At 68.4% G+C, this 22,916-nt stretch carries 19 protein-coding genes; 12 read left to right on the top strand and 7 right to left on the bottom strand.

Annotated elements, in window-relative coordinates:
- Nucleotides 1-39 precede the first annotated feature (39 nt).
- The 7 genes from B7G54_RS17385 to B7G54_RS17355 all read left to right on the top strand — a co-directional run bounded on the left by B7G54_RS17385 (nt 40) and on the right by B7G54_RS17355 (nt 7,543).
- On the top strand, nt 40-900 hold the full coding sequence (locus B7G54_RS17385) for a branched-chain amino acid ABC transporter permease (protein WP_085040187.1): 861 nt from the start codon (nt 40-42) through the stop codon (nt 898-900).
- Nucleotides 897-1,940 (top strand): branched-chain amino acid ABC transporter permease, encoded by a 1,044-nt coding sequence (locus tag B7G54_RS17380; protein ID WP_085040186.1) that lies wholly within the window; start codon nt 897-899, stop codon nt 1,938-1,940. Before B7G54_RS17385 ends, B7G54_RS17380 begins: the two co-directional genes overlap by 4 nt.
- Nucleotides 1,937-2,704, top strand: coding sequence for an ABC transporter ATP-binding protein (locus B7G54_RS17375; RefSeq protein ID WP_085040185.1), 768 nt, complete (start codon nt 1,937-1,939; stop codon nt 2,702-2,704). Before B7G54_RS17380 ends, B7G54_RS17375 begins: the two co-directional genes overlap by 4 nt.
- Nucleotides 2,701-3,402: an ABC transporter ATP-binding protein gene (locus B7G54_RS17370; RefSeq protein WP_085040184.1), complete on the top strand. Its 702-nt coding sequence runs from the start codon at nt 2,701-2,703 to the stop codon at nt 3,400-3,402. Before B7G54_RS17375 ends, B7G54_RS17370 begins: the two co-directional genes overlap by 4 nt.
- Before the next feature lie 34 nt (nt 3,403-3,436).
- Nucleotides 3,437-4,726, top strand: a complete 1,290-nt coding sequence (locus tag B7G54_RS17365) for a Zn-dependent hydrolase (RefSeq protein ID WP_085040183.1) — start codon at nt 3,437-3,439, stop codon at nt 4,724-4,726.
- Entirely contained in the window at nt 4,723-6,228 is a 1,506-nt protein-coding gene (locus B7G54_RS17360) for a M81 family metallopeptidase (protein WP_085040182.1), read from the top strand. The genes B7G54_RS17365 and B7G54_RS17360 overlap by 4 nt, the downstream gene beginning before the upstream one ends.
- Before the next feature lie 127 nt (nt 6,229-6,355).
- On the top strand, nt 6,356-7,543 hold the full coding sequence (locus B7G54_RS17355; protein ID WP_085040181.1) for a beta-propeller fold lactonase family protein: 1,188 nt from the start codon (nt 6,356-6,358) through the stop codon (nt 7,541-7,543).
- Nucleotides 7,544-7,577: 34 nt separating this feature from the next.
- On the opposite strand, the gene B7G54_RS38645 is transcribed toward B7G54_RS17355, so the two are convergent.
- Nucleotides 7,578-8,003 carry a hypothetical protein gene (locus tag B7G54_RS38645; RefSeq protein ID WP_133059181.1) on the bottom strand — a complete coding sequence of 142 codons (426 nt, stop codon included), beginning with the start codon at nt 8,001-8,003 and terminating at the stop codon, nt 7,578-7,580.
- On the opposite strand from B7G54_RS38645, the gene B7G54_RS17350 reads away from it, so the two are divergent.
- The gene (locus B7G54_RS17350) at nt 7,991-10,675 is read left to right on the top strand and encodes a GH92 family glycosyl hydrolase (protein WP_085040180.1); all 2,685 of its coding nucleotides are present in this window, start codon (nt 7,991-7,993) and stop codon (nt 10,673-10,675) included. The two genes, B7G54_RS38645 and B7G54_RS17350, sit on opposite strands and share 13 nt — an antisense overlap.
- Nucleotides 10,676-10,745: 70 nt before the next feature.
- Nucleotides 10,746-13,625, top strand: coding sequence for a glycoside hydrolase family 2 protein (locus B7G54_RS17345; protein ID WP_085040179.1), 2,880 nt, complete (start codon nt 10,746-10,748; stop codon nt 13,623-13,625).
- A 102-nt stretch (nt 13,626-13,727) separates the two neighbouring features.
- On the opposite strand, the gene B7G54_RS17340 is transcribed toward B7G54_RS17345, so the two are convergent.
- Entirely contained in the window at nt 13,728-14,504 is a 777-nt protein-coding gene (locus B7G54_RS17340; protein WP_085040178.1) for a class I SAM-dependent methyltransferase, read from the bottom strand.
- Between the two features lie 111 nt (nt 14,505-14,615).
- A complete protein-coding gene (locus B7G54_RS40000) occupies nt 14,616-14,750 on the bottom strand; it encodes a hypothetical protein (protein WP_006405345.1) in 135 nt (44 codons plus the stop codon).
- 403 nt (nt 14,751-15,153) lie between these two features.
- Here B7G54_RS40000 and B7G54_RS17335 point away from each other — a divergent pair, with 403 nt between their 5' ends.
- Together B7G54_RS17335 and B7G54_RS17330 are read left to right on the top strand one after the other, a co-directional pair.
- Nucleotides 15,154-15,636: a hypothetical protein gene (locus tag B7G54_RS17335; protein ID WP_085040177.1), complete on the top strand. Its 483-nt coding sequence runs from the start codon at nt 15,154-15,156 to the stop codon at nt 15,634-15,636.
- Nucleotides 15,637-15,706: 70 nt separating this feature from the next.
- On the top strand, nt 15,707-16,519 hold the full coding sequence (locus B7G54_RS17330) for an alpha/beta fold hydrolase (RefSeq protein WP_085040176.1): 813 nt from the start codon (nt 15,707-15,709) through the stop codon (nt 16,517-16,519).
- Between the two features lie 78 nt (nt 16,520-16,597).
- Here B7G54_RS17330 and B7G54_RS17325 read toward each other — a convergent pair whose 3' ends face one another.
- Genes B7G54_RS17325 through B7G54_RS17315 form a run of 3 tightly spaced genes read right to left on the bottom strand, consistent with a single transcriptional unit; the run spans nt 16,598 to nt 20,666 of the window.
- On the bottom strand, nt 16,598-18,586 hold the full coding sequence (locus tag B7G54_RS17325; protein WP_244289361.1) for a DUF4034 domain-containing protein: 1,989 nt from the start codon (nt 18,584-18,586) through the stop codon (nt 16,598-16,600).
- Nucleotides 18,587-18,600: 14 nt separating this feature from the next.
- Nucleotides 18,601-19,383, bottom strand: a complete 783-nt coding sequence (locus B7G54_RS17320) for a DUF1266 domain-containing protein (protein WP_085040174.1) — start codon at nt 19,381-19,383, stop codon at nt 18,601-18,603.
- A complete protein-coding gene (locus tag B7G54_RS17315) occupies nt 19,377-20,666 on the bottom strand; it encodes a hypothetical protein (protein WP_085040173.1) in 1,290 nt (429 codons plus the stop codon). The genes B7G54_RS17320 and B7G54_RS17315 overlap by 7 nt, the downstream gene beginning before the upstream one ends.
- Before the next feature lie 612 nt (nt 20,667-21,278).
- Between B7G54_RS17315 and ampC the strand changes: the two genes are divergently transcribed.
- Entirely contained in the window at nt 21,279-22,448 is a 1,170-nt protein-coding gene (gene ampC / locus B7G54_RS17310; protein WP_085040172.1) for a class C beta-lactamase, read from the top strand.
- 27 nt (nt 22,449-22,475) lie between these two features.
- Here ampC and B7G54_RS17305 read toward each other — a convergent pair whose 3' ends face one another.
- A complete protein-coding gene (locus B7G54_RS17305) occupies nt 22,476-22,847 on the bottom strand; it encodes a cupin domain-containing protein (protein WP_425266495.1) in 372 nt (123 codons plus the stop codon).
- Nucleotides 22,848-22,916 lie beyond the last annotated feature (69 nt).

The following is a 22,916-nucleotide window of genomic DNA, read 5'->3' as shown; positions in this document are numbered from 1 at the left end:
CCGCGGGCGTCCGTTACCTTCCTTTCTGACACGGAAGCCATGAACGTCTATCTGCTGCAGATCGTCAACGGCATCGGCGTGGGCATGCTGTATTTCCTGCTCGCCGTCGGCCTGTCGATCGTGTTCGGCCTGCTGCGCTTCGTGAATTTCGCTCACGGCGCGTTCTACCTGCTCGGCGCGTATCTCTGCTACCAGGCGCTGCAATGGTCGGCGAATTTCTGGGTCGCGCTCGCGGTCGTGCCGCTCGTCGTCGGCGCGTTCGCGTGGGGCGTCGAAAAGCTCGTGCTGCGTCACGTGTACGCGCAGCAGCACGAATTCCACATCCTGGCGACGGTCGGGCTCGCGCTCGTGCTGCAGGAATGCGCGATCCTCGCCTGGGGCCCGCTCGGCGACAACGTGCCGCCGCCCGACGCGCTGAACGGCGTCGTGATCTGGGGCGGCTTCGTCTACCCGAAATACCGGCTGTTCGTGATCGCGTTCACGGCCGTGCTCGCCGCGTTGCTGTGGTGGGTGCTCGAAGGCACGCGGCTCGGCAGTACGGTGCGCGCGGGCAGCGAATCGTCGGAGATGGTGTCGCTGCTCGGCATCAACGTGACGCGCGTGTTCAGCCTCGTGTTCGCGCTCGGCGCGGCGACGGCGGCACTCGCGGGCGTGCTCGCCGCGCCGATCCGCGGCGTCGACCCGTTCATGGGAATCGAGGCGCTCGGCGTCGCGTTCGTCGTGGTCGTCGTCGGCGGGATGGGGAATTTTCTCGGGGCGCTCGTCGGCGGGCTGCTGGTCGGCATCGTGCAGAGCCTGATGAGCACGCTGTGGCCGGAAGGTGCGCGGCTGATGATCTATGTCGCAATGGCGGCCGTGCTGCTGCTGCGTCCGAACGGGTTGCTGGGGAGGGCCGCATGATCGAATCGTCGAAACCGCTGCCGCCCGGGACGGCGGCCACGTCACGCCCGCAGCCGTGGCGCGGCGCGCTGCGGCGGCCGGAAGGCTGGCTCGCGGTGGCCGTCGTGTGCGTGCTGCCGGTCGCACTGAGCTCGGGCTCGCTCGCGACCGAAGTGCTGGTGTTCGCGCTCGCCGCGCTCGGCTGCAACCTGCTGCTCGGCTACACGGGGCTGCTGTCGTTCGGGCAGGGCATCTTCTTCGGGCTCGGCAGCTACGCGGCGGGGCTGGTGCTGACGCACGGCGTCGCGTCGGTGACCGCCGCGCTGGTCGCCGCCGCCGTGCTCGGTGCCGTCGCGGCCGCGCTCGTCGGCTGGTTCTCGATCCGGCAGCGCGGCACTTACTTCGTGATGCTGACGCTCGCGTTCGGACAGCTGTTCTACTTTCTCGCCTACACGACGCCGGACCTCACGGGCGGCGACAATGGGCTGCTCGACATTCCGCGCCCCGTGCTGTCCGCATTCGGGCATCCGCTCGTCCCGATCGATTCGCCGTGGCGCTACTACGGCTTCGTCGCGGTGCTGTTCGTCGTGGTGTTCTGGCTGCTGTTGCGCGTGTCGCGCTCGGTGTTCGGCCGCACGCTGCTCGCGATCCGCGACAACGAGGCGCGCGCGGCCGCGGCCGGCTACGACGTGAAGCGCTTCAAGCTCGCGGCGTTCGTGATCTCGGGGGCCGTCACGGGCCTCGCCGGTGCGCTGCACGCGTTGATGACGGGCATCGCGCCGTTGTCGAACATCGACTACCACACGAGCGAGATGATCCTCGTGATGACGGTGATCGGCGGCACGGGCAACCTGTTCGCGTCGGTGCTCGGCGCGGCGTTCTACGTGCTGTTCGCGGACTGGCTGTCGACGTTGTGGCCGCGCTGGCTGCTGCTGCTCGGCCTCGTGCTGATCGCGGTCAGCCTGTTCATGCAGCGCGGGTTGTGGGGATTGGGTGAACGTATCGCGGCGTCGCTGCGGCGCGGCGGACGCACGGCAGCGACGACCGGGGAGCGGCAATGAGCGAAGCGATTCTCGAGGCGCGCGGCATCGTCAAGCGCTACGGCAAGTTCACGGCGCTGGGCGGTGTCGATCTGCGGATCATGCCGCGCACCGTGCATTCGGTGATCGGGCCGAACGGTGCGGGCAAGACGACGCTGTTCCATACGCTGACGGGCACGTTGCCGATCACGGCGGGCTCGATCCTGTTCGACGGTCACGACGTGTCGCGCGAACCCGACCACAAGCGCGTGCGGCGCGGCATCGCGCGCTCGTTCCAGGTGACGAGCCTGTTTCCGAACCTGAGCGTGCGCGAGAACCTGCGCGTCGCCGCGCAGGGCGTCGAATCGCGGCGTGCGCTGAATCCGTGGGCGCCGCCGCGCGGTGCGCTCGCGCACGACGGCATCGTCGACGACGTGCTCGAGCGGCTCGGCCTGCAGCGCTTCGCCGATACGGCGGCCGGCGTGCTGTCGCACGGCCAGCAGCGCCGGCTCGAGGTCGGGATGGCGCTGGCGGCGCGGCCGCGCGCGATCTTTCTCGACGAGCCGACTTCGGGCATGGGGATCGACGATCTCGACGACATGAAGGCGCTGATCCGTGGCCTGCGCGACGACTACACGGTCGTGCTGATCGAACACAACATGGGCATCGTGATGGACATCTCGGACACGATTACGGTGATGCAGCAGGGCCGCGTGCTGGTCGAAGGCAAGCCGGATGCGATTCGCGGCGACGAGCGCGTGCGCAGCGCGTATCTCGGCAACATGATCACGGGAGGCCGCGCATGATGCTCGACGTGAAGGAAGTCCATGCCTGCTACGGCAAGAGCCACATCCTGCAGGGCCTTTCGCTGAACGTGAACGAAGGCGAGACGGTGACGCTGCTCGGCCGCAACGGCGCGGGCAAGTCGACGACGCTCAAGACGATCGCGGGCGTTGTCGCACCGACCGGCGGCACGGTGACGTTCGCGGGCCGGCCGGTGTCCGGGCAGCCCGCGCACCGGATCGCCGCGCGCGGCCTGTGCTTCGTGCCCGAGCATCGCGGGATTTTCCGCCTGCTGTCGGTCGAGGAGAACCTGCGGCTCGGTGCGCGCCGCGAATCGCCGTGGCAGCTCGACGACATCTACCGGATCTTCCCGCGCCTGAAGGAGCGCCGCCGCAACGGCGGCGCGCAGTTGTCGGGCGGCGAGCAGCAGATGCTCGCGATCGGCCGCGCGCTGATGAACCACCCGCGGCTGCTGATGCTCGACGAGCCGGTGGAGGGGCTCGCGCCGGTGATCGTCGAGGAGATCGTCGCGCAGCTGAAGCAGATCAAGGCGGCCGGCGTCGCGATCCTGCTCGTCGAACAGAACCTCGAAGTGTGCACGCAGCTCGCCGACCGCCACTTCGTGATCGAACAGGGCGTGATCGTCTACGAAGGCAGCAACGCGGCGTTCGCGGCCGATCACGAGGTGAAGGACCGTTACCTGGGCGTCGGTGTCGCGTAAGCGCCGCGCCCTTTCATTGCGAGGAATTCCATCGATGCAAGTTCAGGATTCGACACCGGGCGTCGCGGCGTCCGGCTTGCGCGTCGACGGCGCGCGGCTGTGGGACAGCCTGATGCGTCTCGCGCGGATCGGCGCGACCGACAAAGGGGGCGTATGCCGCCTCGCGCTCACCGAACTCGATCGCGAGGCGCGCGACCTGTTCACCGCATGGGCGAAGGAAGCCGGCTGCACGGTACGGGTCGACGCGATCGGCAACATATTCGCGCGGCGCGCGGGCGAACGCGACGACCTGCCGCCCGTGACGACGGGCAGCCATATCGACACGCAGCCGACCGGCGGCAAGTTCGACGGCAACTACGGCGTGCTCGCGGGCCTCGAAGTGCTGCGCACGCTCGACGACGCGGGCGTGCGCACGCGGGCGCCGCTCGAGGTCGCGGTCTGGACCAACGAGGAAGGCTCGCGCTTCGTGCCCGTGATGATGGGCTCCGGCGTGTTCGCGGGCGCGTTCACGCTCGACCATGCGCTCGCACAGTGCGACCGCGACGGCGTGTCGGTGCGCGACGCGCTGGCCGCGATCGGCTATGCGGGCGATGCGGGCGACGGGCGGAGCGCTCATCCGGTCGGCGCGTATTTCGAAGCGCATATCGAGCAGGGCCCGGTACTGGAGGCGCACGACACGACGATCGGCGTGGTCGAGGGCGCGCTCGGGCAGCGCTGGTATGACGTGACCGTGCACGGCATGGAGGCGCACGCCGGCCCGACGCCGATGGCGCTGCGGCGCGACGCGCTGCTCGTCGCGTCCGATCTCGTGCGCAAGGTGAACGCCATCGCGTGCGCGCATCCGCCGCATGGACGCGGCACGGTCGGCTGGGTCGACGTGCACCCGAATTCGCGCAACGTGATTCCGGGCCGCGTGACGCTGACCGTCGACCTGCGCGCGGCCGACGATGCGACGCTTGCGGCGATGGATGCCGAACTGCGCGCGGCGTGCACCGAGCTGGGCGCATCGGCCGGCATGCCGATCGACGTCGAGCAGGTCGTGTACTTCCCGCCGCAGCCGTTCGATACGGCACTCGTCGAGCAGGTTCGCGCGGGCGCGAGCACGCTCGGGCTGTCGTCGATGAACGTGATCAGCGGGGCGGGCCACGACGCCGTGTATCTCGCGCGCGTCGCACCGACCGCGATGATCTTCGTGCCGTGCAAGGACGGGATCAGTCACAACGAGATCGAGGAGGCCGATCCCGCGCATCTGGAGGCCGGCTGCAACGTATTGCTGCACGCGATGCTGGGCGCCGCCGGGATCGTGGAGGGCCGCGCACGATGAAAATCCTGATCGCCCGGATGAACCACGAGACCAACACGTTCTCGCCGGTGCCAACGCCGCTGGCCGCGTTCGGCCGCACCGGCCCCGACTGGGGCGACGACGCGTATCGCGCGAATCGCGGGATGCGCACCGCGATGGCCGCCTTCCTCGACGCGGCCGAGCGTGAAGGCGCCGAGATCGTGACGCCCGTATCGGCGGCCGCCAACCCGAGCGGGCCTGTCGCGGCCGATGCATATGCGGCGATCTGCGACGCGATCGTCGCGGCCGCGCCCGGCTGCGACGCGGTGATGCTCGACCTGCACGGCGCGATGGTCGCCGAGCAGAGCGCGGACGGCGAGGGCGACCTGCTCGAACGTGTGCGCGCGGCACTGCCCGGCGCGCCGATCGCGGTCGCGCTCGACCTGCACGCGAACGTCACGCAGAAGATGGTCGATCATGCGGACGTGATCGTCAGTTTCAAGACCTATCCTCACGTCGACATGTACGAGACGGGCGAGCATGCGGCACGCGTGCTGCTCGACCGGCTGCACGGCCGCGCGCGGCCCGTGCTCGCGTGGCGGCAGCCGCCGCTGATGGCGTCGACGCTGCGCAGCGCGAGTGCCGAAGGCGCGATGCAGCGCGCGGTGGAGGCCGCGCGCGCGGCCGAGGCCGACGGGATGCTCGCGGTATCGGTGCTGCCCGGCTTCTCGCTCGCGGACATTCCCGCGCCGTGTATCAGCGTCGTCGTGGTGGCCGATGGCGACCGGGCCGCGGCCGATGCGGTGGCCGAGCGCATCGCGCAGCAGATCTGGGACGCGCGCGACGCGTTCGTCTATCGCAGCGCGCCGCTCGCCGAATCGGTCGCGCAGGCGGCGGCGCTCGCGCGTGGCGCGGATCGGCCCGTGCTGATGCTCGATCACGGTGACAACTGCATGTCGGGCGGCCCGTGCGACACGATGGACCTGCTCGAGGCCGCGCTTGCGCACGGGCTCGACGGCATCGTCAGCGGGCCGCTGTGCGACCCGCAAGCCGTCGCGGCGCTGATCGACGCGGGTGTCGGTGCGACCGTCACGGTACCGGTCGGCAACCGCCTGCCGTCGCACGGCGGTGTGCGGCGCGAGCCGTTTCGTGCGACGGGCATCGTGCGCGCGCTGACCGACGGCGAATACGTGATCACGGGGCCGACTTATACGGGCCAGCGCGCGTACATGGGCCGCACGGCCGTGCTCGATATCGGCGCGGCCACGCTCGTCATCACCGAACGCACGCAGGAGCCGTGGGATCTCGGCGTGTTCGAGAGCGCCGGCGTCGATCCGCGCCGCGCGCGCTTCCTGCTGCTGAAATCGCGGATGTATTGCCGGCCGGTGTTCGTGCCGATCGCGGCCGCGCTGGTCGAATGCGACAGCCGCGGCGTGACGGGTTCGGACTACGGGCTGTTCCGCTACGAGCGGCTTGCGCGGCCGGTGTATCCGCTCGACGATGTCGGCGAGTGGTCGTCGTCCGGCGCGCGACGGCCAGATTGACGGAAACGAACCGGGCGCGAGGCGCCGGATTCGCCGGCTTTCGGGCATCATGCGATGGCATCGACCCGTCGAGCAGCAGGGTCGAGCCATCCATTGCGTCCGCAACCGATCCGGAGAACCGACCGCCATGCATTCGAATCCTTTTCGCCCGCGCAGCGCGCGCCTGCTCGCCGCGCTGACCCTCGCCACGACGGCCGTTGCCGCACATGCCGCCGACTGGATCGTGTCGGGCAACGACGGCAAGTATCAGCGCGTCGAGGGCCGCGACACCTATCTGGCGTCCCCGCCCGCCGACACGCTGACGCTGCTCGATGCCAGCACGTTCCCGCCGAAGGTCGCGCTGCAGGTCGACGTCGAGAACGGTATCCAGGGGCCGCCGCAGGCCGTTGCGATCACGCCCGACGCGAAGCTCGCGCTCGTCGGCGCGCCGACGCGCTACGACACGGCCGCGAAGCAGCTCGTGTTCGACACGTTCCTGCAGGTCGTGAGTCTCGATGCCGCGCCGCCCTCGGTTTCGCGCATCGAGCTCGGCACGCATCCGCAAGGCATTGCGATCGACCGCTCGGGCAAGCTCGCGCTGGTCGCGAACGTCGACGGCAGTGTGTCGATCCTGCGCATCGACGGCACACAGGTGACGCTCGACGGCAGCCTGAAGATCGGCAAGAAGCGGCTGGCCGGGATCAGCTTCACGCACGACGGCAAGCATGCGCTCGTGTCGCTGCGCGACGAGCAGGGCATCGCGGTGCTGAACGTCGACGACGGCAAGGTGACCGACAGCGGGTCGCGCCTGAGCACTGGCGTCGCGCCTTACACGATCGACGTGTCGAGCGACAACCGCTGGGCCGTCGTCAGCAACGTCGGGCTCGCGGGGCTGCCGGGCTATACGGGCACCCTTGCAGGCGACGCCGATTCAGTCGCGCTGATCGACGTGTCGCGCGTACCGTTCCGCACCGTCCAGTACCTGAACGTGCCGTCGCTGCCGGAAGGCGTCGCGATCTCGCCGAACGGAAAGTGGATCGCCGTGCAGGCGATGGACGGCTCGAACCTGACGACCGACAATCCGGGCCGCCACAAGATCGGCAAGGTGCTGCTGTTCGAGATCCGTAACGGGCAGGCCGTGAAGGTGAGCGAGTTGCCCGGCGGCGAAGCCGCGCAAGGCATCGTGTTCACCGCCGACAGCCGGCACGTGATCGTGCAGTTCAACGTCGAACGGCAGCTCGCGCTCTATTCGGTCGAAGGCGGCAAGCTGCGCGATACGGGCAAGCGGATCGCGCTGACGGGCGGGCCGTCCTCGTTGCGGACGTTGCCGCGCTGACGCGAACGGCATCCGCCCGCTCAGTTCCACACGTTCATGCGGCGCCCGGATTCGCCGGGCGCCGGTCAATGCCCCCCCCGTGCGCCGCCGTTGCAACGCAACAAATGGCGGAATTTTGCACCCAAATACATTTAACGCCGGATTGTTTAGTTAAACAAACTGAAAATTCGGGAAACTTCTCGTGGTGAATAAACAGTCGTTGCGGCACTGTAAGCCCCTGGGAAGCCTGTGACATTCCCGGAGACAGGGTGGTGGAGGCGACGGTTGCGGCAGCAACGATCGTCGCCGGGTATTCGCACGTGAAAGTCTGCGTGACATCGCTTGGGGGGGCAGGCGACGTCACGCCGTGCGGCATCGCGGTGCCCCGCAGAGCCGCAAGCGAGGCGGCATGCCGGATGATCGTCGGCGCCGGATCAATCGCTTTAATTAACGGTACTAAACGAAAAAATGAAAAACCCACGACTCTTGCTCGTCGCCGTGCTGACTTGTGCGGCGCTTGCCGCGTGTGGCGGCGACGATGTGAACAGTGTGCCGACGGCCAGCAACGGCGCAGGGGACACGCCGTCGACCGTGCCGCCCGCCTCGGGGCCCTCGCAACCGTCGCAGCCGGATCAACCGGCTCCGCCGAAGCGCATCAACCTGCCGTTGACGCAGTTCGTCAATCCGCTGATCGGCACGCAGGTCAACGCGGATTCAGGCTACGCGGGCAACGTGAGCCCGGGCGCGATGGTGCCGTTCGGGATGGTGAATGTCGGGCCGAACACGCCGCGCTACAACTTCAACGGCTCGGGCGGCTACCTGTCGTCGGGTGGGTCGGGCGGCACGATCGACTTCTTCAGCGTGACACACCTGAGCGGGGTCGGGTGCCCGGGGCAGGGCACCGTCGCGATGCTGCCGACCGATACGGCGACGGCCGTGGCATCGGGCGGCCGGCCGATCGGGATCGGGTACAGCTATGCGGATGAAACGGCCGAACCCGGGTACTACAAGGTTCGCCTCGCGAACGGCATCGTGACGGAGCTGAGCGCGACGGCGCGCGCCGGCCTCGCGCGCTTCACGTACACGCACAAGGACAAGGGCTTCTTCTCGATCGACGCGAAGCTGAACGGCAACAGCGATTCGGGCAGCACGAAGGTCACGGCGAACAACGTCGCGCTGGCGTTCGCAAGCGATGGCAAGTCGATCAGCGGGCAGGCTGTCGCACCGGCGTTCTGCACGCCGTACGGCACGGTGTGGAATGCGCCCGTGTATTTCTATGCGACCTTCGACAAGCCGCTTCGCAAGCAGTCGGGCACATCGGCGGTGAATACCGCCAGCAACGGCGCGGCGACGCTGCAGTTCGACCTGACCGACGCGGACCGGACCGTCACCGTGAAAGTCGGGGTCTCGTCCGTCAGCATCCAGAATGCGCAGGCCAACCTGAAAGCCGAAGGCGAGAAGCTTGCGTTCGACGACGCACGCAAGCATGCGTCCGGCCTGTGGAACGACCGGCTCAACACGATCCAGATCGACCAGGCCGCGACACCTGCATCGCTGAACACGACGCAGAAGGCGAATCTGACGAAGTTCTACACCGCGCTCTATCGCGTGTTCGGCACGCCGACGCTCTACAGCGACACGAACGGCGAATTCCGCAGCATGCGCCAGCCGAGGAACGCGGACGGCAGCTATCCGAAGTCGGTCGACCAGACCGGCACCATTCCGCCGCGCGCGACGGCCAGGGTTGGCGACTATGCATTCCGGCGCACCGACGGATCGCAGGGCGGCGCGGGCAACCACTACACGGGCTTCTCGCTGTGGGATACCTATCGGTCGCAGGCGCAGTTGCTGGCGCTGCTCGCACCGAAGGAATCGAGCGACATGATGCAGTCGCTCGTCGTCGACGCGTTGCAGTGCGGCGCGTTCCCGCACTGGGTCGACGGCAGCGACGACTCGACGCCGATGGCGGGCGACAATGCGCTGAACGTGATCGCCGGCGCGTACAAGTTCGGCGCGACCGATTTCGACCTGGTATCGGCCGCCCGCCTGACGAAGCAGTCCGTGTTCGATCCGTCCAGCGCGTGCAACGACCGCACGAGTGCAGCGGGGCTCGCCAATTTCCTGACGGCCCACTACCTGTCGCAGAGCGACGACGGCCATTCGTCGTCGGCGACCATCGAGCGCGTGCTGAGCGACCGTTCCGCGGCCGCGTTCCTGCAGGCGTTGCCCGCCAGCGTGCTGAACGCGCCGTCGGTCGGCGTGACGCCGGACAACGTCGGCACGCTGTACACGCGCGCCGGGTGGTGGCGCAACATCTTCGACTACACGAACAAGGTGATCGCCGCGCGCAACGCGCCGCCGGCCGGCTCGGCGCCCGGCACGCTGGGCACGCTCGTGCAGGGCTCGTTCCATGAATCGACGGAACCGAACTACTTCTGGACCTTCGCGCAGGACTGGAGCGCGCTGATCGACGCGATCGGCGGCAAGCAGGCGGCCGTCAAGCGGCTGAACACGCTGTTTGCGATCACCACGCCGTTCTCGACCGTGCCGACCTCCAGCGACCTGAACGGCGGCGAATCGTCGAACGCCCTGTACATCGGCAACGAACCGTCGTTCCAGTCGCCGTGGGGGTACAACTGGGCCGGGCAGCCGAGCGGCGCACAGTACGTTCTCCCGATCATCATGTCGAAGTCGTTCACGACCGGTCGCGACGGGCTGCCGGGCAACGACGACATGGGCGCGACGTCGAGCTGGTACGTGTGGGCGGCACTCGGCATGTTCCCGGTCATTCCGTCGGAAGCGGGGCTCGCGCTGTCCACGCCGCAGTTCAGCGGGATCACCGTCTGGTTCGGCAACGGCAAGACGCTGCGGCTCGAAAGCGACAGGCAGGTGGCGATGGACAGCTCGGGACGCCCGTCGTTTGCGTATATCCAGTCGCTGAAGGTCAACGGTGCTGACTACGCGGGGTCATGGCTGCCGCTGGGCAAGATCGCCAACGGCGGCACGATGAACTACGTGCTGTCCGCGACGCCGACGCAATGGGCGGCCGCCGACCACCTGACGCCGCCATCCGGGCCGAACGCGGATTACACGCGGATGACGGCCGGCGGCTCGTCGGCCGCGATGGACCTGCGCCAGGCCGGCGCGCGATAAACGCAAGCGGGCACGCGCAGGGGCCACCCTGCGCGCCCGTCGAGACGACGTCATCCGGGAGAACGACAAGATGAAATCGAAAGCGCGCCGGAAATTCCTGTCCTACAGCGCCGCATTCGTCGGCACGGGCTGGCTCGCCGGCTGCAATGGCGATATCGATCCGGCGTCAGGCGCCGCCGGCACGCCGCGCGCCGACGGCCCCGCGACGGTCACGCCCACCGTGCCGGGCGACCCAGAGCCCAGCCTGCTGGCCGCGCAGGAACTCGCCACGAACTGGACGTTCGCATCGGCGAGCAGCCTGCCGGGTGCCGGCGGTGCGCAACTGTCGGGTGCGGCCGCCGTGACGGGCATGGCGCCGGCGACGGTGCCCGGCACCGTGCTGAACTGCATGATCGTCAACGGCAAGTATCCCGATCCGTTCTACGGCCGCATCGTCACGGACACCGTTCCCGATACGCTGAAGGACACCGACTACTGGTACCGGACGACCTTCGCGGCACCCGCACGGCAGCCGGGGCAGCGGCTGTGGCTGCGTTTCGGCGGCGTCAATTACTGCGCCGAGGTCTGGCTGAACGGCGCGCCCGTCGGCCGGCTGGAAGGCGCGTTCAAACAGGGCGCATTCGATATCACGCGGCTCGTGCCGCAAGCGGGCGGCACAGCCAACCTCGCGGTACGCGTCCTCAAGCTGGATTTCTCCGAAGGGCCGCTGCTGCCGAGCTACAAGAGCGGCGTCACGCGCGGCGGGCGCAACGGCGGCCCGACCGGCGTCACGCTGAAGAACGGGCCGACGTTCTTCTGCTCGGCGGGCTGGGACTGGCTGCCGACGATCCCCGATCGAGCGCTCGGCATCTGGCAGCCAGTGACGTGGTTCACGACCGGCGCGGTGCGCATCGCGGCGATCAATGTCGCGCACACGTTGTCCACCGACCTGTCGCGCGCCGAGTTGCGGCTCGATCTCGAACTGGACAACGGCTCCGGCACGGACCTCGTCGCGACCGTGGTCGGCACCATCGGCAACGGTGCGCCGTTTCGCCACGACCTCACGATTCCCGCATCGAGCACGACGACGAAGGTGTCGCTCACGTCGTCGGATATCGCGGCGCTGTCGATCAGGCAGCCGCGCCTGTGGTGGCCGAACGGGTATGGCGAGCCGAATCTCTACGCGGTGAAGGTCGGCATCGAGGTGGCGCGCAGGCGCTCGGACGAGCGCACGCTGAACATCGGCCTGCGCCGCATCGAGTACGCGCGCGACATCGGCATGGGCCGGCAGCTCGCCATTACCGTGAACGGCCTGCCGATCCTCGTGATGGGCGGCAACTGGGGGCTCGACGAAGCGCTGAAGCGCATTCCGCGCGCGCGGCTGTTCAACCAGGTGCGGCTCCATCGCGATGCGAACCTCAACCTGATCCGCAACTGGAACGGGCAAAGCACGAGCGACGATTTCTTCGACGCGTGCGACCGCCACGGGATCCTCGTCTGGCAGGATTTCTTCTTCTCGACGGAAGGGGACGGGTCGGGCCCGGCCAACGTGCCGCGCGATCTCGACGACATCCGCGACGTGATCGCACGCAACCGGCATCGTCCGTCGATCCTGCTCTGGTGCGGCGGTAACGAAGGTTCGCCGCCGCCGGCGCTCGTCAAGGGGCTCGACGCGCTCGTCGCCGAACTGGACCCGCAACGCCTTTGCCTCACGAGTTCGGCCGGCGATACGGGCGCCGGCGCGGTGAACGGCTATTCGTCCGGCGGCCCGTACAACTGGGCATCGCCGCAGGCCGCGTTCAGCCGCGGCTACGGCACGACGTCGGTCGCGTTTCACAACGAAGTCGGCTCGCATTCGATCCCGACGCTCGAATTCGTCGAATCGATGCTGCCGCCCGGTTCGTACGAATGCCCCGACGACTTCTGGGCCGACCGCGACATGAACGGCAACGGCGCGTACTACCCCGCGGTCGGCAAGCAGGGCGGCGCCGGCTACATCGCGATGACGGCGCTGCGCTACGGCGCGATCCGGAATCTCGCGGACTTCGTGCGCAAGGCGCAGATGATGAACTACGAATGCATCCGCTCGATCTACGAGGCGAACGCGGCCGTGATGCTCGGCCCCGTGGCCGGGAAGATCACGTCGCCGGCCACCGGCGTGATCATGTGGATGACGAACCCCGCGCAGCCGAGTTTCGTGTGGCAGATGTACAGCCACGATCTCGAGGCGCATGCGTCGTTCTTCGCGGTGCAGCACGGGTGCCGCCGCGTCAATGCGCTTCTCGATGCGAGCACGGCCGATGTGACGATCGCGAATCACACGGCCGCGGCCGTCACCGGCCGCGTCGAGATGCGCGTGTACAACCTCGACGGCACGCTGAACAGCCGGGCCACCGCGGATGTCGGCGGCGTCGCGAAGGCGTCGTATCGCGTGGTGGCGAACCTCGCGTCGGCGCTGGCTGCCGCGAAGTCCGGCGTGTGCATCGTCGCGCTCGCGCTGACCGATTCGGGCGGCAATACGCTCGCCGAGAACGTCTACTGGCGCCAGCGCGACGGCAGCGACACCGCGTATGCGTCGCTCGATACGATGCCGGGCGCGGCCGTCGCGATCCGTGCGTCGTCGGCCGAGGCCGACGACGTGACGACGCGCATCACGGTCGACGTCGCGAACATCGGCGCCACCGTCGCGCTGATGACGCACCTGCAGGTGTTCGATCCGGCGACCGGCGCGCGTGTGCTGCCCGCGTTCTACAGCGACAACTACCTGAACCTGGTGCCGGGCGCGAAGCGGCAGATCGCGATCGACCTGCCGCATGCGGGCGGCGCGCCGGTGTCGCGCGTCGCGCTGCGTGTCGACGGGTGGCGGCTCGATCGCCCGAACTGCAGGCTGGGGCTCGGCGGCGTGCCGGTCGTGTTCAACGAGCGCGCGCTGGCGGTCGATCCGGCGGTGCCGACGTTCGGCGCATGCTGACGGAGGCGCATGCTGCGTGATGCCGTGCAACCGGTAGCGAGCGGGTGAAACGCCGGTCGAATGCGGACGGCCTGCGCTGTATGCAGGACGGCCGGCAAGCCGTTACGGATTGAGAAATTTGTCGAGCCAGCGCGGTCTCGCCGCGCGGTCGAAGACGACGTGCAGCGATGGACTGAACGTGCCGTATTCGAGCCCGTGGCGTTGGGCAAGGAGCGTCAGGGACTGGGGGGTGTAAAACGAGATGTGCCCGTTGCGCGGCACGCAATACCACCACTGATCGATGCCGTGATCGATGATCTCCCGGGTGATCAGCGACGTCTGGAACAGCAGCGCGCCGTCGGGCTTCCGATAACGCATGATCTGGTCGAAGAGGTCGAACGGCGCCGGATGATGCTCGAACACTTCGAACGACAGGATCGTATCGAACGTGCCGTCGGGGGGAACCGGGTGCGAGAACGGATCGTACGACGTCACGTCCGTGAAGCCGCGCGACGACAGTTTCCGTTCCAGCAAGCCGAGCCCCGAGCCGAAATCGAGCACCCGGTCTTCCCGCATGTCCGGAAAACTGGTGCAGATCAGGTCGGCCAGCTGTTGCGGACGGATCTCGAGATACTCGGGGTCGTGGCGCGCATAGTCGGCGTTGTACACATGCTGCGCGAAATCGTCGTGGGTCCAGCTGTCGAACATGGGTGCCCATGTGAAGCCGCATTCCTGGCAAGCGTGGTAGTAGACCGGAACCCCCGCATAAGGGTCGACTTTCTTCCCGGCGATGAAGTCGGCGCCGCAGCGCGAGAAATCGACCAGGCCGCAGATGGGGGCGTGGGCCGAACACACTTTGCAGGCAATGGCCGCCGGGTGGCGATGCAGGTCGTGATTCAAATCCCCTTCTCCTGTTCGCCGGCGAGGCGAGCGCGTGACGGATGGTGCGAGAGAGGCTATCACAGTCGCGTCGGCCGTCGCGACCATGCGCGGCGGCGGCGCCGCGCGTGCCTACGGACGCAGCAGATCGAATCCGCCGAATACGACGACACCGCTCAACGCGATCATCGCGACGGAGTGCTGGCCGAAGTAAAGAATCGCGGCGGCAAGCCACGTCGTGATGCAGAAGGCGCCGATGCGGGCCATCGTATGCTCCTCGAATGCGTGATGAAGTGAGCGTCGCCGCACGGCGTTCGCCGCTCGAATCGGCGAGCGGGGCGCACAGGCGGACGGAAAAGGCGACCCGCGCAGCCGCAACCGCGGCGTCGGCACGTGTTGCGTGCCGAGCCCGGAAGGGCGGGAGTCGAGACCGGCGGCGTGGCGCGCTTGTGCCGGAAGGCGGTGGGCGCGCGAATCGCCGCTGGCGAACCCGCGATTTTACCAGCGCCGCGCAGTCGCCAATCTGGCCCTTTCGCGGCTAAAACCCGGCGATCTTCGGCCAAATCAGTCCGGCCCCGATACTCAAGTTTCGTGTGACGAATGCCGTAAACGTATTGGAAGGCAGTTTTGCCCCAGTCACGATTCGCTTACCGACACACGGACCGACACGATGCAGATCGATTTCTCCACGACCACGCGCGCCCCGCTGGCGGACGGCAGCCTGAACGCAAATGCTTCGCCGGGCGCCGCGGCGACCACGTCGGCCGCGCCTGGCGCCACGTCATCCACCGACGGCGCGACAAATACCACGGGCGCGACGAGTACGACCGGCACCACCGGCACGCGGGGTTCGACCGGTGCGACCGGCGAAACGCTCGGTGCATCGGGCGCGTCGTCGGACAGCCCGGCCGTTGCGCAACTGAAGGCGTTGATCGACCGGCTGCAGAAGCAGCTGGCCACGATCGAGCGCCAGATGGCGAGCGCGGCGCAGCGCGCGAAGGACGACCCGGCCGCGGCGATCGAACAGCAGTCGCTGAGCGCGGAAGCCGGCGCAATCTCGGGGGCGCTGGCGACCGCGATCGCGCAACTCGCGGCGGCGATCCAGAAGACAGGCGGCTCGTCGGCGGGCGGGCTGGTATCGACGCAGGCCTGACCGGTCGTGGCCGCGTCGGCCGCCCGCATTACAATCGCAAGCACGTCTCACTCGACAGGACGGCAGAACGATGAATGCGGCACTGAACGACGACGACCTCGTTCGCTTCGACGCGCAGGGCGGCACGCCGCTGCCGCCGGCCGATGAGCAAGGATGGCTGGAGCACGACGGTGCGCGCCTCTGGCACGCGTCGTTCGGCCACGGCCCGCCGGTCGTGCTGCTGCACGGCGGCCTCGGCCACAGCGGCAACTGGGGCAACCAGGTGCCCGCGCTGCTTGCGGCAGGCTACCGCGCGATCGTGATCGACAGCCGCGGCCACGGCCGCAGCACGCGCGACGACCGACCCTATTCCTATGAACGCATGGCGACGGACGTGCTCGCGGTTCTCGACGCGTTGCACGTCGACCGTGCGCGCTTCGTCGGCTGGAGCGACGGCGCGTGCATCGCGCTCGTGCTGGCCGATCGCGCGCCGGAACGTGCGGCCGGCGTGTTCTTCTTCGCATGCAACATGGACCCGGGCGGCACGAAGGAGATTGTGCCGAGCCCGCTGCTCGACCGCTGCTTCGCGCGGCACCGCAAGGACTACGTACAACTGTCGGCGACGCCGGACCGGTTCGATGCATTCGTCGCGGCCGTCAGCGAAATGATGCGTACGCAACCGGATTACAGCGCGCAGGATCTCGCGGCGATCGCCGTGCCGGTGACGATCGTGCTGGGCGAGCATGACGAATTCATCCGGCCCGAGCATGCGGCATACCTGGCGCGCACGATTCCCGATGCGACGCTGACGATCCTGCCCGGCGTGAGCCATTTCGCGCCGCTGCAGCGGCCCGCGCGGTTCAATGCGGCGATGCTGGCGTTCCTCGACCGGCTGCCGGGGTGATGCACGGGACGACCGCGGGCCGACATGCAGGCGGCACGCGAGGCCCGACCGCGGCCCCGCGCGTTAGCCGCCCGGGGCTCAGACCATCGCGTTGTCGGCGCCCGGAATCTCGTGCGCCTTGATCTGCTTGCGATGCAGCTTGTACAGCAGCTTGCCGAGCATGCCGTCCTCGTGGCGCAGGCGCGTGATGTTGCGCACGTATGCGTCGTCCGGCGCGATCGCTTGGGCGCCCATGATCCAGCGCACGCTTTCGCGATAGTTGTAGACCGACTTGTCGCGGCTGTCGGCCAGGATCGACGACAGCGCGGCCATCGCCGCCGGATGGCCGCTTTCCGCATGGCTGCGCAGTTCGCCGACGTACCGATGGCGAGACGGGAGATCGTCGACGTCGGCGATGAACATCAGCATCGTTTCGAGGCCCTCGGAATGGCCCATCTCGTGCGCCTTGCGCGCGGCCTCGACCGCCTCGACCTGCATGCGCATCCGTTCGGCTTCGTCCTTGCTGGCCTCCGCGATGTGGTAGTACGCAAACCCGAGCTTGTACGCAGCCATGTTGCCGCCCTCGGTCATCGATTCGCGGAAGTAATGGGCGGCGCGGTACAGATCCCGCTTGACGTGCATGCCCTCTTCGTAGAAGCAGCCGAGCAGGTAGTCGCACGAATCGCCGCCGGCCTCGTAGCCGAGCTCGCACAGCGCGACGGCATCGGCCGGGCGGCGGCCTTCGTCGCGCATCGCGGACGCGAGCTGGTTCCATGCGAGCGAGCCGGGCTCGTTCGTGCGGGCGGCCTCGAGCCACGCCGCGCCGCGTGCATCGTCCCGTGCGAAACCGAACGTGCCGGTGCGATGGGCGTAACCGCGCAGAATCATCGCCGACGTGCACGCGCGCGCATCGGACGCGCGCTCGATCGCCCCGGTCAGCCAGGCCCCTTGCGGATCAAGGTCGAGCACCAGGCGCACGCCCATCGCCAAAGCATGGTTGTCGTCGATCGGCTGGTGGTGCTCGGCTTCCTGCAGGCGGGCGTACGCCTGTTCGTATTCGCTGCGCATGAAATGGCTGTGCGCGAGCCAGTGCAGCGTTTCCCAGCGGTGATACGGATGCAGCGCGGCCTTGGCGCGCGCGAGCGTCGCGGCGATCGCGCGGCGTGCATCTTCGTCGTCGTCATCCGAATCCAGCGTATTGCCGTAGTATTCGTCGCGCCAGATCTCGTGCAGCAGCCGGTCCTTCTCGACCGCGTCGAGGTGCGCGCACGCGTCGGACGCGACGAACGCGCGGACGTGGTCGTGCGAGCCGCCCCAGCGCGGCTGCATGTACCAGATGAACGTGCGCATCGAGAAGTACTGGTTCGGGTGGATGTGCAGCGTTGCCTCCATCCAGTACCACTTTTCCTTGCGCAGCTTCTTGCCCTGGACGGGGCCGGGCAGCGCGTCGGGAAATTCGGCGGGGCAGGCGACCGGCACGTCGGGATTCAATCCCGAGCGCGCGAGCATGCGCGGCAGTTCGGCGCGCGTGGCTTCGTCTTCGGCGCCGATGTTCAGGTGCAGTTCGGTGACGGGCCAGCGGCGCTCGCGCACGAGCTGCGTGAGCCACTCGGGCTCGCCGAACGACGACACGCTCGTGAAGATCACCTTCGGCGCGCTCCACATCGTCGGCGCGAGCACCAGCGCGCGCAGCGCGGCGACGATCGTCAGCGTCGCGCAGGCGTGCGCGCAGATCCAGCCGGCTTCGGTCACCGTCTCGGCCCAGCCGCCGCCGCGATACTCGTATGCCCAGTGATGCCAGTAGTGCGCTTCGCACAGCCACGCGTGTGCCGATCGCGGGTTCGCGGCCTGCCACGCGCGCAGGCGCGCGAGGCCTTCGGCGCCTGCGTCGAGGCAGGGCTGGAGGTCGGCCGGCAGCGCGTCGACGTACCGCGCTTCGGCCGTGCGGTCGGCGAAGCTGGCCGCGAGCGCGGCGTCGAGCTGCGTGTCGAGCGCGGCGAAATCGCCCGCGCGCAGCAGCGCGTCGACGTCGCAGATGAGCCATCGGGACTTCGCGGGCGGAATCAGGTCGGCTGGAGCGGAGGACATGTCGGTATCGGCGGTCATGACGAAACGGGTTGAGGATCGAAGATGCGGTAGCGCTTCCACGGCAGCGCAAGCCAGTTTCCGGACGGATTGCGCAGGTGCTCGCGTACTTCCTGCGTGGCGCGCGACGACGCGGGGCCGTCCTGGCCGCTGCCGCGCAGCCAGTGCTGGCGCGCCCGCGCATACGCGAGCCCGAAGTCTTCCCAGCTGTCGAAGCTGTCCTGCGCGCGCTGCGCATTGAGCAGCAGCACGACCCACGCGTGCTGTTCGGACGCCCAGCCGAGCAGCGCGATGCAGCGCACGAGGAATGCGGTGCGCGCGCAATCGAACGCCAGCGCGTCGCGCACGCGGCCTTCAGCCGCGAGCTGTTCGTAGAAGCCTTCGTGTGATCGGCCGACGCCGCGGATCCAGCCCGCGAGGATCGACGGCACGCGCTGCACGATCTGCCACTCGGGCAGGTTGGCCGGCATGTCGAGTTCGCGCCGCAACTGGGCCGCGAGCTTGTCGCGCTGCGCGTCCGGCAGTGCGTATACGAGGTCGTCGCAATCGCAGCGCAGCCCGTTTCGGATCAGCAGGATGTCGGCGAGTGCAAGCGACCAGCGGCGTCGGTTCGGCGGCGCCTGGTCGGCGAGCGTATGTGCGAGCTTGATGGCCGCAGTCTGCCGGACCGTTACCGTGGCGTCGGTGCCCGCGGCCTGGTCCGCGTCGACTTCGCGCACCATCCGCGCGGCGACCCGGATCGACCGCCACACGTACCAGACGAGCCACAGCACGGCCGTGCCGATCAGCAGCTTCAGCATGACGGGCTCCCGTCCGCCGTCGCGGGAAACGCGAGCGCTGCGCACAGCGCGGGATCGATCGGAATGCCTTCGATCGCGAAGGCCGCGGTATCGGCCGGCGGCGCGGCCGGATCGCGCGCGGCGGGCAGCGCATCGGCCGGCAACGCGTGCCGCGCGGCCGCCGCCACGGCCGGGTCGATCTGCCTGAGCTGGCCGAGCGCGTACGGTGCGTTGCGCAGCAGCAGCCATTGCAGCACGGCGGGCGGCTGCGCGAAATGTTCGATCAGGTGGAAGTTCTCGCTCATCACGCTCAGCAGATGGTCGGGCGAGCGCACGTCGGTGACGAATGTCCACGCGCCGGCGGCCGCGCCTGCCGTCTCGGGCTCGAACACGAGCCCCATGCCCTCGCAATCGGGATGGCGTTCGCCGTGCGGCGCGAGCGCGCGCAGGAACTGGCGGACATCGTCGGCGTAGCGGCGCACCGGATGGCGGTTCTGCTTGCCCTTGATCTGGTCGATGCGCAGGCCGTCGCCGGTCACCGACAGGCTGATCGTCACGTGCGGCTGGTTGCCCGCGCCGCGCAGCGTGAACAGGCGCAGCCGTCCGTCCTGCGCGGCTTGCGCGTACTGCTCGCCGTACCCGCCGCGCAGCCGGCGGCGATCGGCGAACTGGCCGAGGCAATGCTGCATGTAGTACGACTCGTAGGCCAGTTCCTCGCGCAGCGCTGCGTGGCCGCCCGCTAATTCGAACACGATCCCGTTCGGCGTGCGCAGCACCTCGCGCAGCGCGAGGCCGCTGCTCGGCACCCAGCCCTTGTCGCGGCGCGCCTGCATCCGCTGGTGCTCGCGCGCCCACATGTCGAGGGCCATCGCGCACGTGATGCGCTGCAGCTTTTGCGCGAGCCGCGTGCCGGCGCGCGAGCGCAGGAATTCGACCAGCATGCGCTCGCGCTCGATCAGCAGCATGTGCTCGGGATCGATGAAGTAGAGCGGCTTCGGCTCGACCGCGGGTGGCGGCACTGGATCGGCGGCGACCGATGCCGGTTGCGGGCGGAGCCGGCGCACGAGCCAGTCGGGCGCCGGCCGGCCGGTGCCGGCGAGTGCACGGTAGTCGGCAAGCGAATCGAGCGGCTGCGCCTGCTCGAACGCGCCGACGACCCAGCGGAAGAAATGGTTGCCGAGCCACGCGCGGATGTCGGCCGGATCGCCGCGCTCGGCGCTGCGGCGCGCAATGGCTGCCTTGATGTCGGGCGCATTGACGACATCGCGCGGCCGATAGGCGGACGCGGCCACGGTTTCGGTCACGGGGTCACTCTCCGGTCAGGCAGGGCGTCCACCGGCGGTGCGCACGGGGCCCTGGCGGTTCTCTCGGCTGGCGGGCGAAGCGGCGAACGGGCGCGCGAGCGGGGCGCGGCGGCGTTGCGTGTTCCCGCTGCGGGGCGGTCGATGCGTGAAAATCACGCGACCGGGCGGCAGCCAATGACGCGGGAGCGGGCGATCAGTGAATGGCGATACATGGCTTCTCTCAGGAGGGATCTTATTTTTTGCTTCCGCGAGTCTACTGCGATCCGCGCGGCTGAATCAATCGCGCGGTGTGCCCGCGTATGCGGATCTGACAAGACTTATCTCTTTTTCACCGATTTTCGATGCGGGGCGATTCGGCCGCGAGATTGAAGGCTGTTAAAACCGACAGGTTTTTCCAACAAACCGGCGAGCGCTCCGGGAGTGATATCGGGGCAACGCAAGGCTTCGCGTATCTCATAAGATTTTCTTTCGGCTCGCGCAACATATCGTCGATTGTTGGCGGCCGGTCGACAGTGGATAGTCCTGCTTCGGCAGGCCGGCTATTGCGAGTTCCGCATGGCGCGGCCGGATCCGTTGTCCACGCAACCATCAGAAATCAAAGGAACCGCAACCATGCGATTCAACGCGACCCGCTTCGCAGCGACCCTGTTCGTCGCCGCGTGCACCACCGCCGCGGCCGGCCGCGCGGCCGCCGCCACTCAGGACGACCTCCACGACACCGTGACCCGCCACATCGCGCCGCTGATGAAGCAGTACGCGATTCCCGGCATGGCGATCGGCATCGTCGCCGACGGCAAGCCCTACGTGTTCGACTACGGCGTGATGTCGACGCAAACCGGCAAGCCCGTCACCGGCGATACGCTGTTCGAAATCGGCTCCGTCAGCAAGACGCTGACCGCGACACTCGCGGCCGATGCGCAGGAGGGCGGCGAACTGTCGCTTGCCGACCCTGCGGCCAAGTACCTGCCCGCGCTGCAGGGCAAGCCGTTCGGCGTCGTCACGCTGCTCAATCTCGGCACGCACACGCCCGGCGGCATGCCGCTGCAGGTGCCGGACAGCATCCGCGACGACGCGGGCCTGATCCGCTATCTCGACGCGTGGCGGCCCGCATATGCGCCGGGCACGTACCGCACGTACTCGAACGTCGCGATCGGGATGCTCGGGTGGCTCACCGCGAAGGCGATGCACAAGGATTTCGCGGTGCTGATGGAGCAGCGGCTCTTTCCCGCGCTGGGGATGACGCACACGTACATCAACGTGCCCGACGCGCGCACGGCCGACTATGCACAGGGCTATACGCAGGACGGCAAGCCGATCCGGATGACGGGCGGCATGCTGTGGCAGCCGGCGTACGGCGTGCGGACCACGGCGGCCGATCTGCTGCGCTTCGTGCAGGCGAACATGGGGTTGATCGACACGGCGCCGCGGCTGCAGCGCGCGCTCGAGCGTACGCACACCGGCTATTTCCGCGCGGGGCCGATGACACAGGACCTGATCTGGGAGCAGTATCCGTATCCGGTCGCGCTGCCGACGCTGCTCGCGGGCAACGCGACGAAGATGCTGCGCGACGGGGCACCGGTCAGCGCGATCAAGCCGCCGCTCGCGCCGAGCGCCGATACATGGATCAACAAGACGGGCTCGACCAACGGCTTCAGTACCTATGTCGCGTTTGTCCCCGCGAAGCGGATCGCGATCGTGATGCTCGCGAACCGTAGCTATCCGATCGAGGACCGTGTGAAGGTCGCGTACGGGATCCTCGGGTCGCTCGACGGGCGGCGGTAACGTTTCCGCCGCCGGGGCCGGAGCTGATTACGCCGGCGGCTGCTCGTCGTATGCGACGAAGATCTTCCGCGTGCGTTCGACGACTTCCCACGTGCCGCGAAAGCCCGGCGGGATCACGAAACGATCGCCGGCGCGCACGGTCTTCGTGTTGCCTTCCGGATCGGCAATCACGGACGTGCCTTCCAGGATCTCGCAGTATTCGGCTTCGGTGTACGCGACGTGCCAGCGGCCGGGCGTGCTTTCCCAGATGCCCGTCGAGAAGCGGCCGCACGGGCTCGTGAAGCCGGGGGTGAGCGTCTGCAGCGGGTCGCCCGCAATCAGCTTCGCGGGCGGCACGCGATACTGCACGGGTTCGCCGTTCGGGGCGAGTGCGTCGGTGATGGCGGAAATGTCGAGCACGGCTGGCATCCTTCGTCGAAGTGAAATGAACGCGCCGACGGCGCGTTCGCATGATTCCACAAGTGCGGG

The sequence above is a fragment of the Burkholderia puraquae genome (assembly GCF_002099195.1).
Taxonomy (GTDB): Bacteria; Pseudomonadota; Gammaproteobacteria; order Burkholderiales; family Burkholderiaceae; genus Burkholderia; species Burkholderia puraquae.
Note: the sequence above shows the minus strand (reverse complement) of the source record. Positions and strands in the feature narration are given on the sequence as shown.

Excerpts from the sequence above, each read along its gene's own strand:
- B7G54_RS17330 (WP_085040176.1), top strand. The coding sequence starts at position 15,707 with ATGAATGCGGCACTGAACGACGACGACCTCGTTCGCTTCGACGCGCAG.
- B7G54_RS17370 (WP_085040184.1), top strand. The coding sequence starts at position 2,701 with ATGATGCTCGACGTGAAGGAAGTCCATGCCTGCTACGGCAAGAGCCAC.
- B7G54_RS40000 (WP_006405345.1), bottom strand. The coding sequence starts at position 14,750 with ATGGCCCGCATCGGCGCCTTCTGCATCACGACGTGGCTTGCCGCCGCG.
- B7G54_RS17380 (WP_085040186.1), top strand. The coding sequence starts at position 897 with ATGATCGAATCGTCGAAACCGCTGCCGCCCGGGACGGCGGCCACGTCA.
- B7G54_RS17335 (WP_085040177.1), top strand. The coding sequence starts at position 15,154 with ATGCAGATCGATTTCTCCACGACCACGCGCGCCCCGCTGGCGGACGGC.
- B7G54_RS17365 (WP_085040183.1), top strand. The coding sequence starts at position 3,437 with ATGCAAGTTCAGGATTCGACACCGGGCGTCGCGGCGTCCGGCTTGCGC.
- B7G54_RS17350 (WP_085040180.1), top strand. The coding sequence starts at position 7,991 with ATGAAAAACCCACGACTCTTGCTCGTCGCCGTGCTGACTTGTGCGGCG.
- B7G54_RS17385 (WP_085040187.1), top strand. The coding sequence starts at position 40 with ATGAACGTCTATCTGCTGCAGATCGTCAACGGCATCGGCGTGGGCATG.
- B7G54_RS17375 (WP_085040185.1), top strand. The coding sequence starts at position 1,937 with ATGAGCGAAGCGATTCTCGAGGCGCGCGGCATCGTCAAGCGCTACGGC.
- ampC (WP_085040172.1), top strand. The coding sequence starts at position 21,279 with ATGCGATTCAACGCGACCCGCTTCGCAGCGACCCTGTTCGTCGCCGCG.
- B7G54_RS17360 (WP_085040182.1), top strand. The coding sequence starts at position 4,723 with ATGAAAATCCTGATCGCCCGGATGAACCACGAGACCAACACGTTCTCG.
- B7G54_RS17325 (WP_244289361.1), bottom strand. The coding sequence starts at position 18,586 with ATGTCCTCCGCTCCAGCCGACCTGATTCCGCCCGCGAAGTCCCGATGG.
- B7G54_RS17345 (WP_085040179.1), top strand. The coding sequence starts at position 10,746 with ATGAAATCGAAAGCGCGCCGGAAATTCCTGTCCTACAGCGCCGCATTC.
- B7G54_RS17320 (WP_085040174.1), bottom strand. The coding sequence starts at position 19,383 with ATGCTGAAGCTGCTGATCGGCACGGCCGTGCTGTGGCTCGTCTGGTAC.
- B7G54_RS17355 (WP_085040181.1), top strand. The coding sequence starts at position 6,356 with ATGCATTCGAATCCTTTTCGCCCGCGCAGCGCGCGCCTGCTCGCCGCG.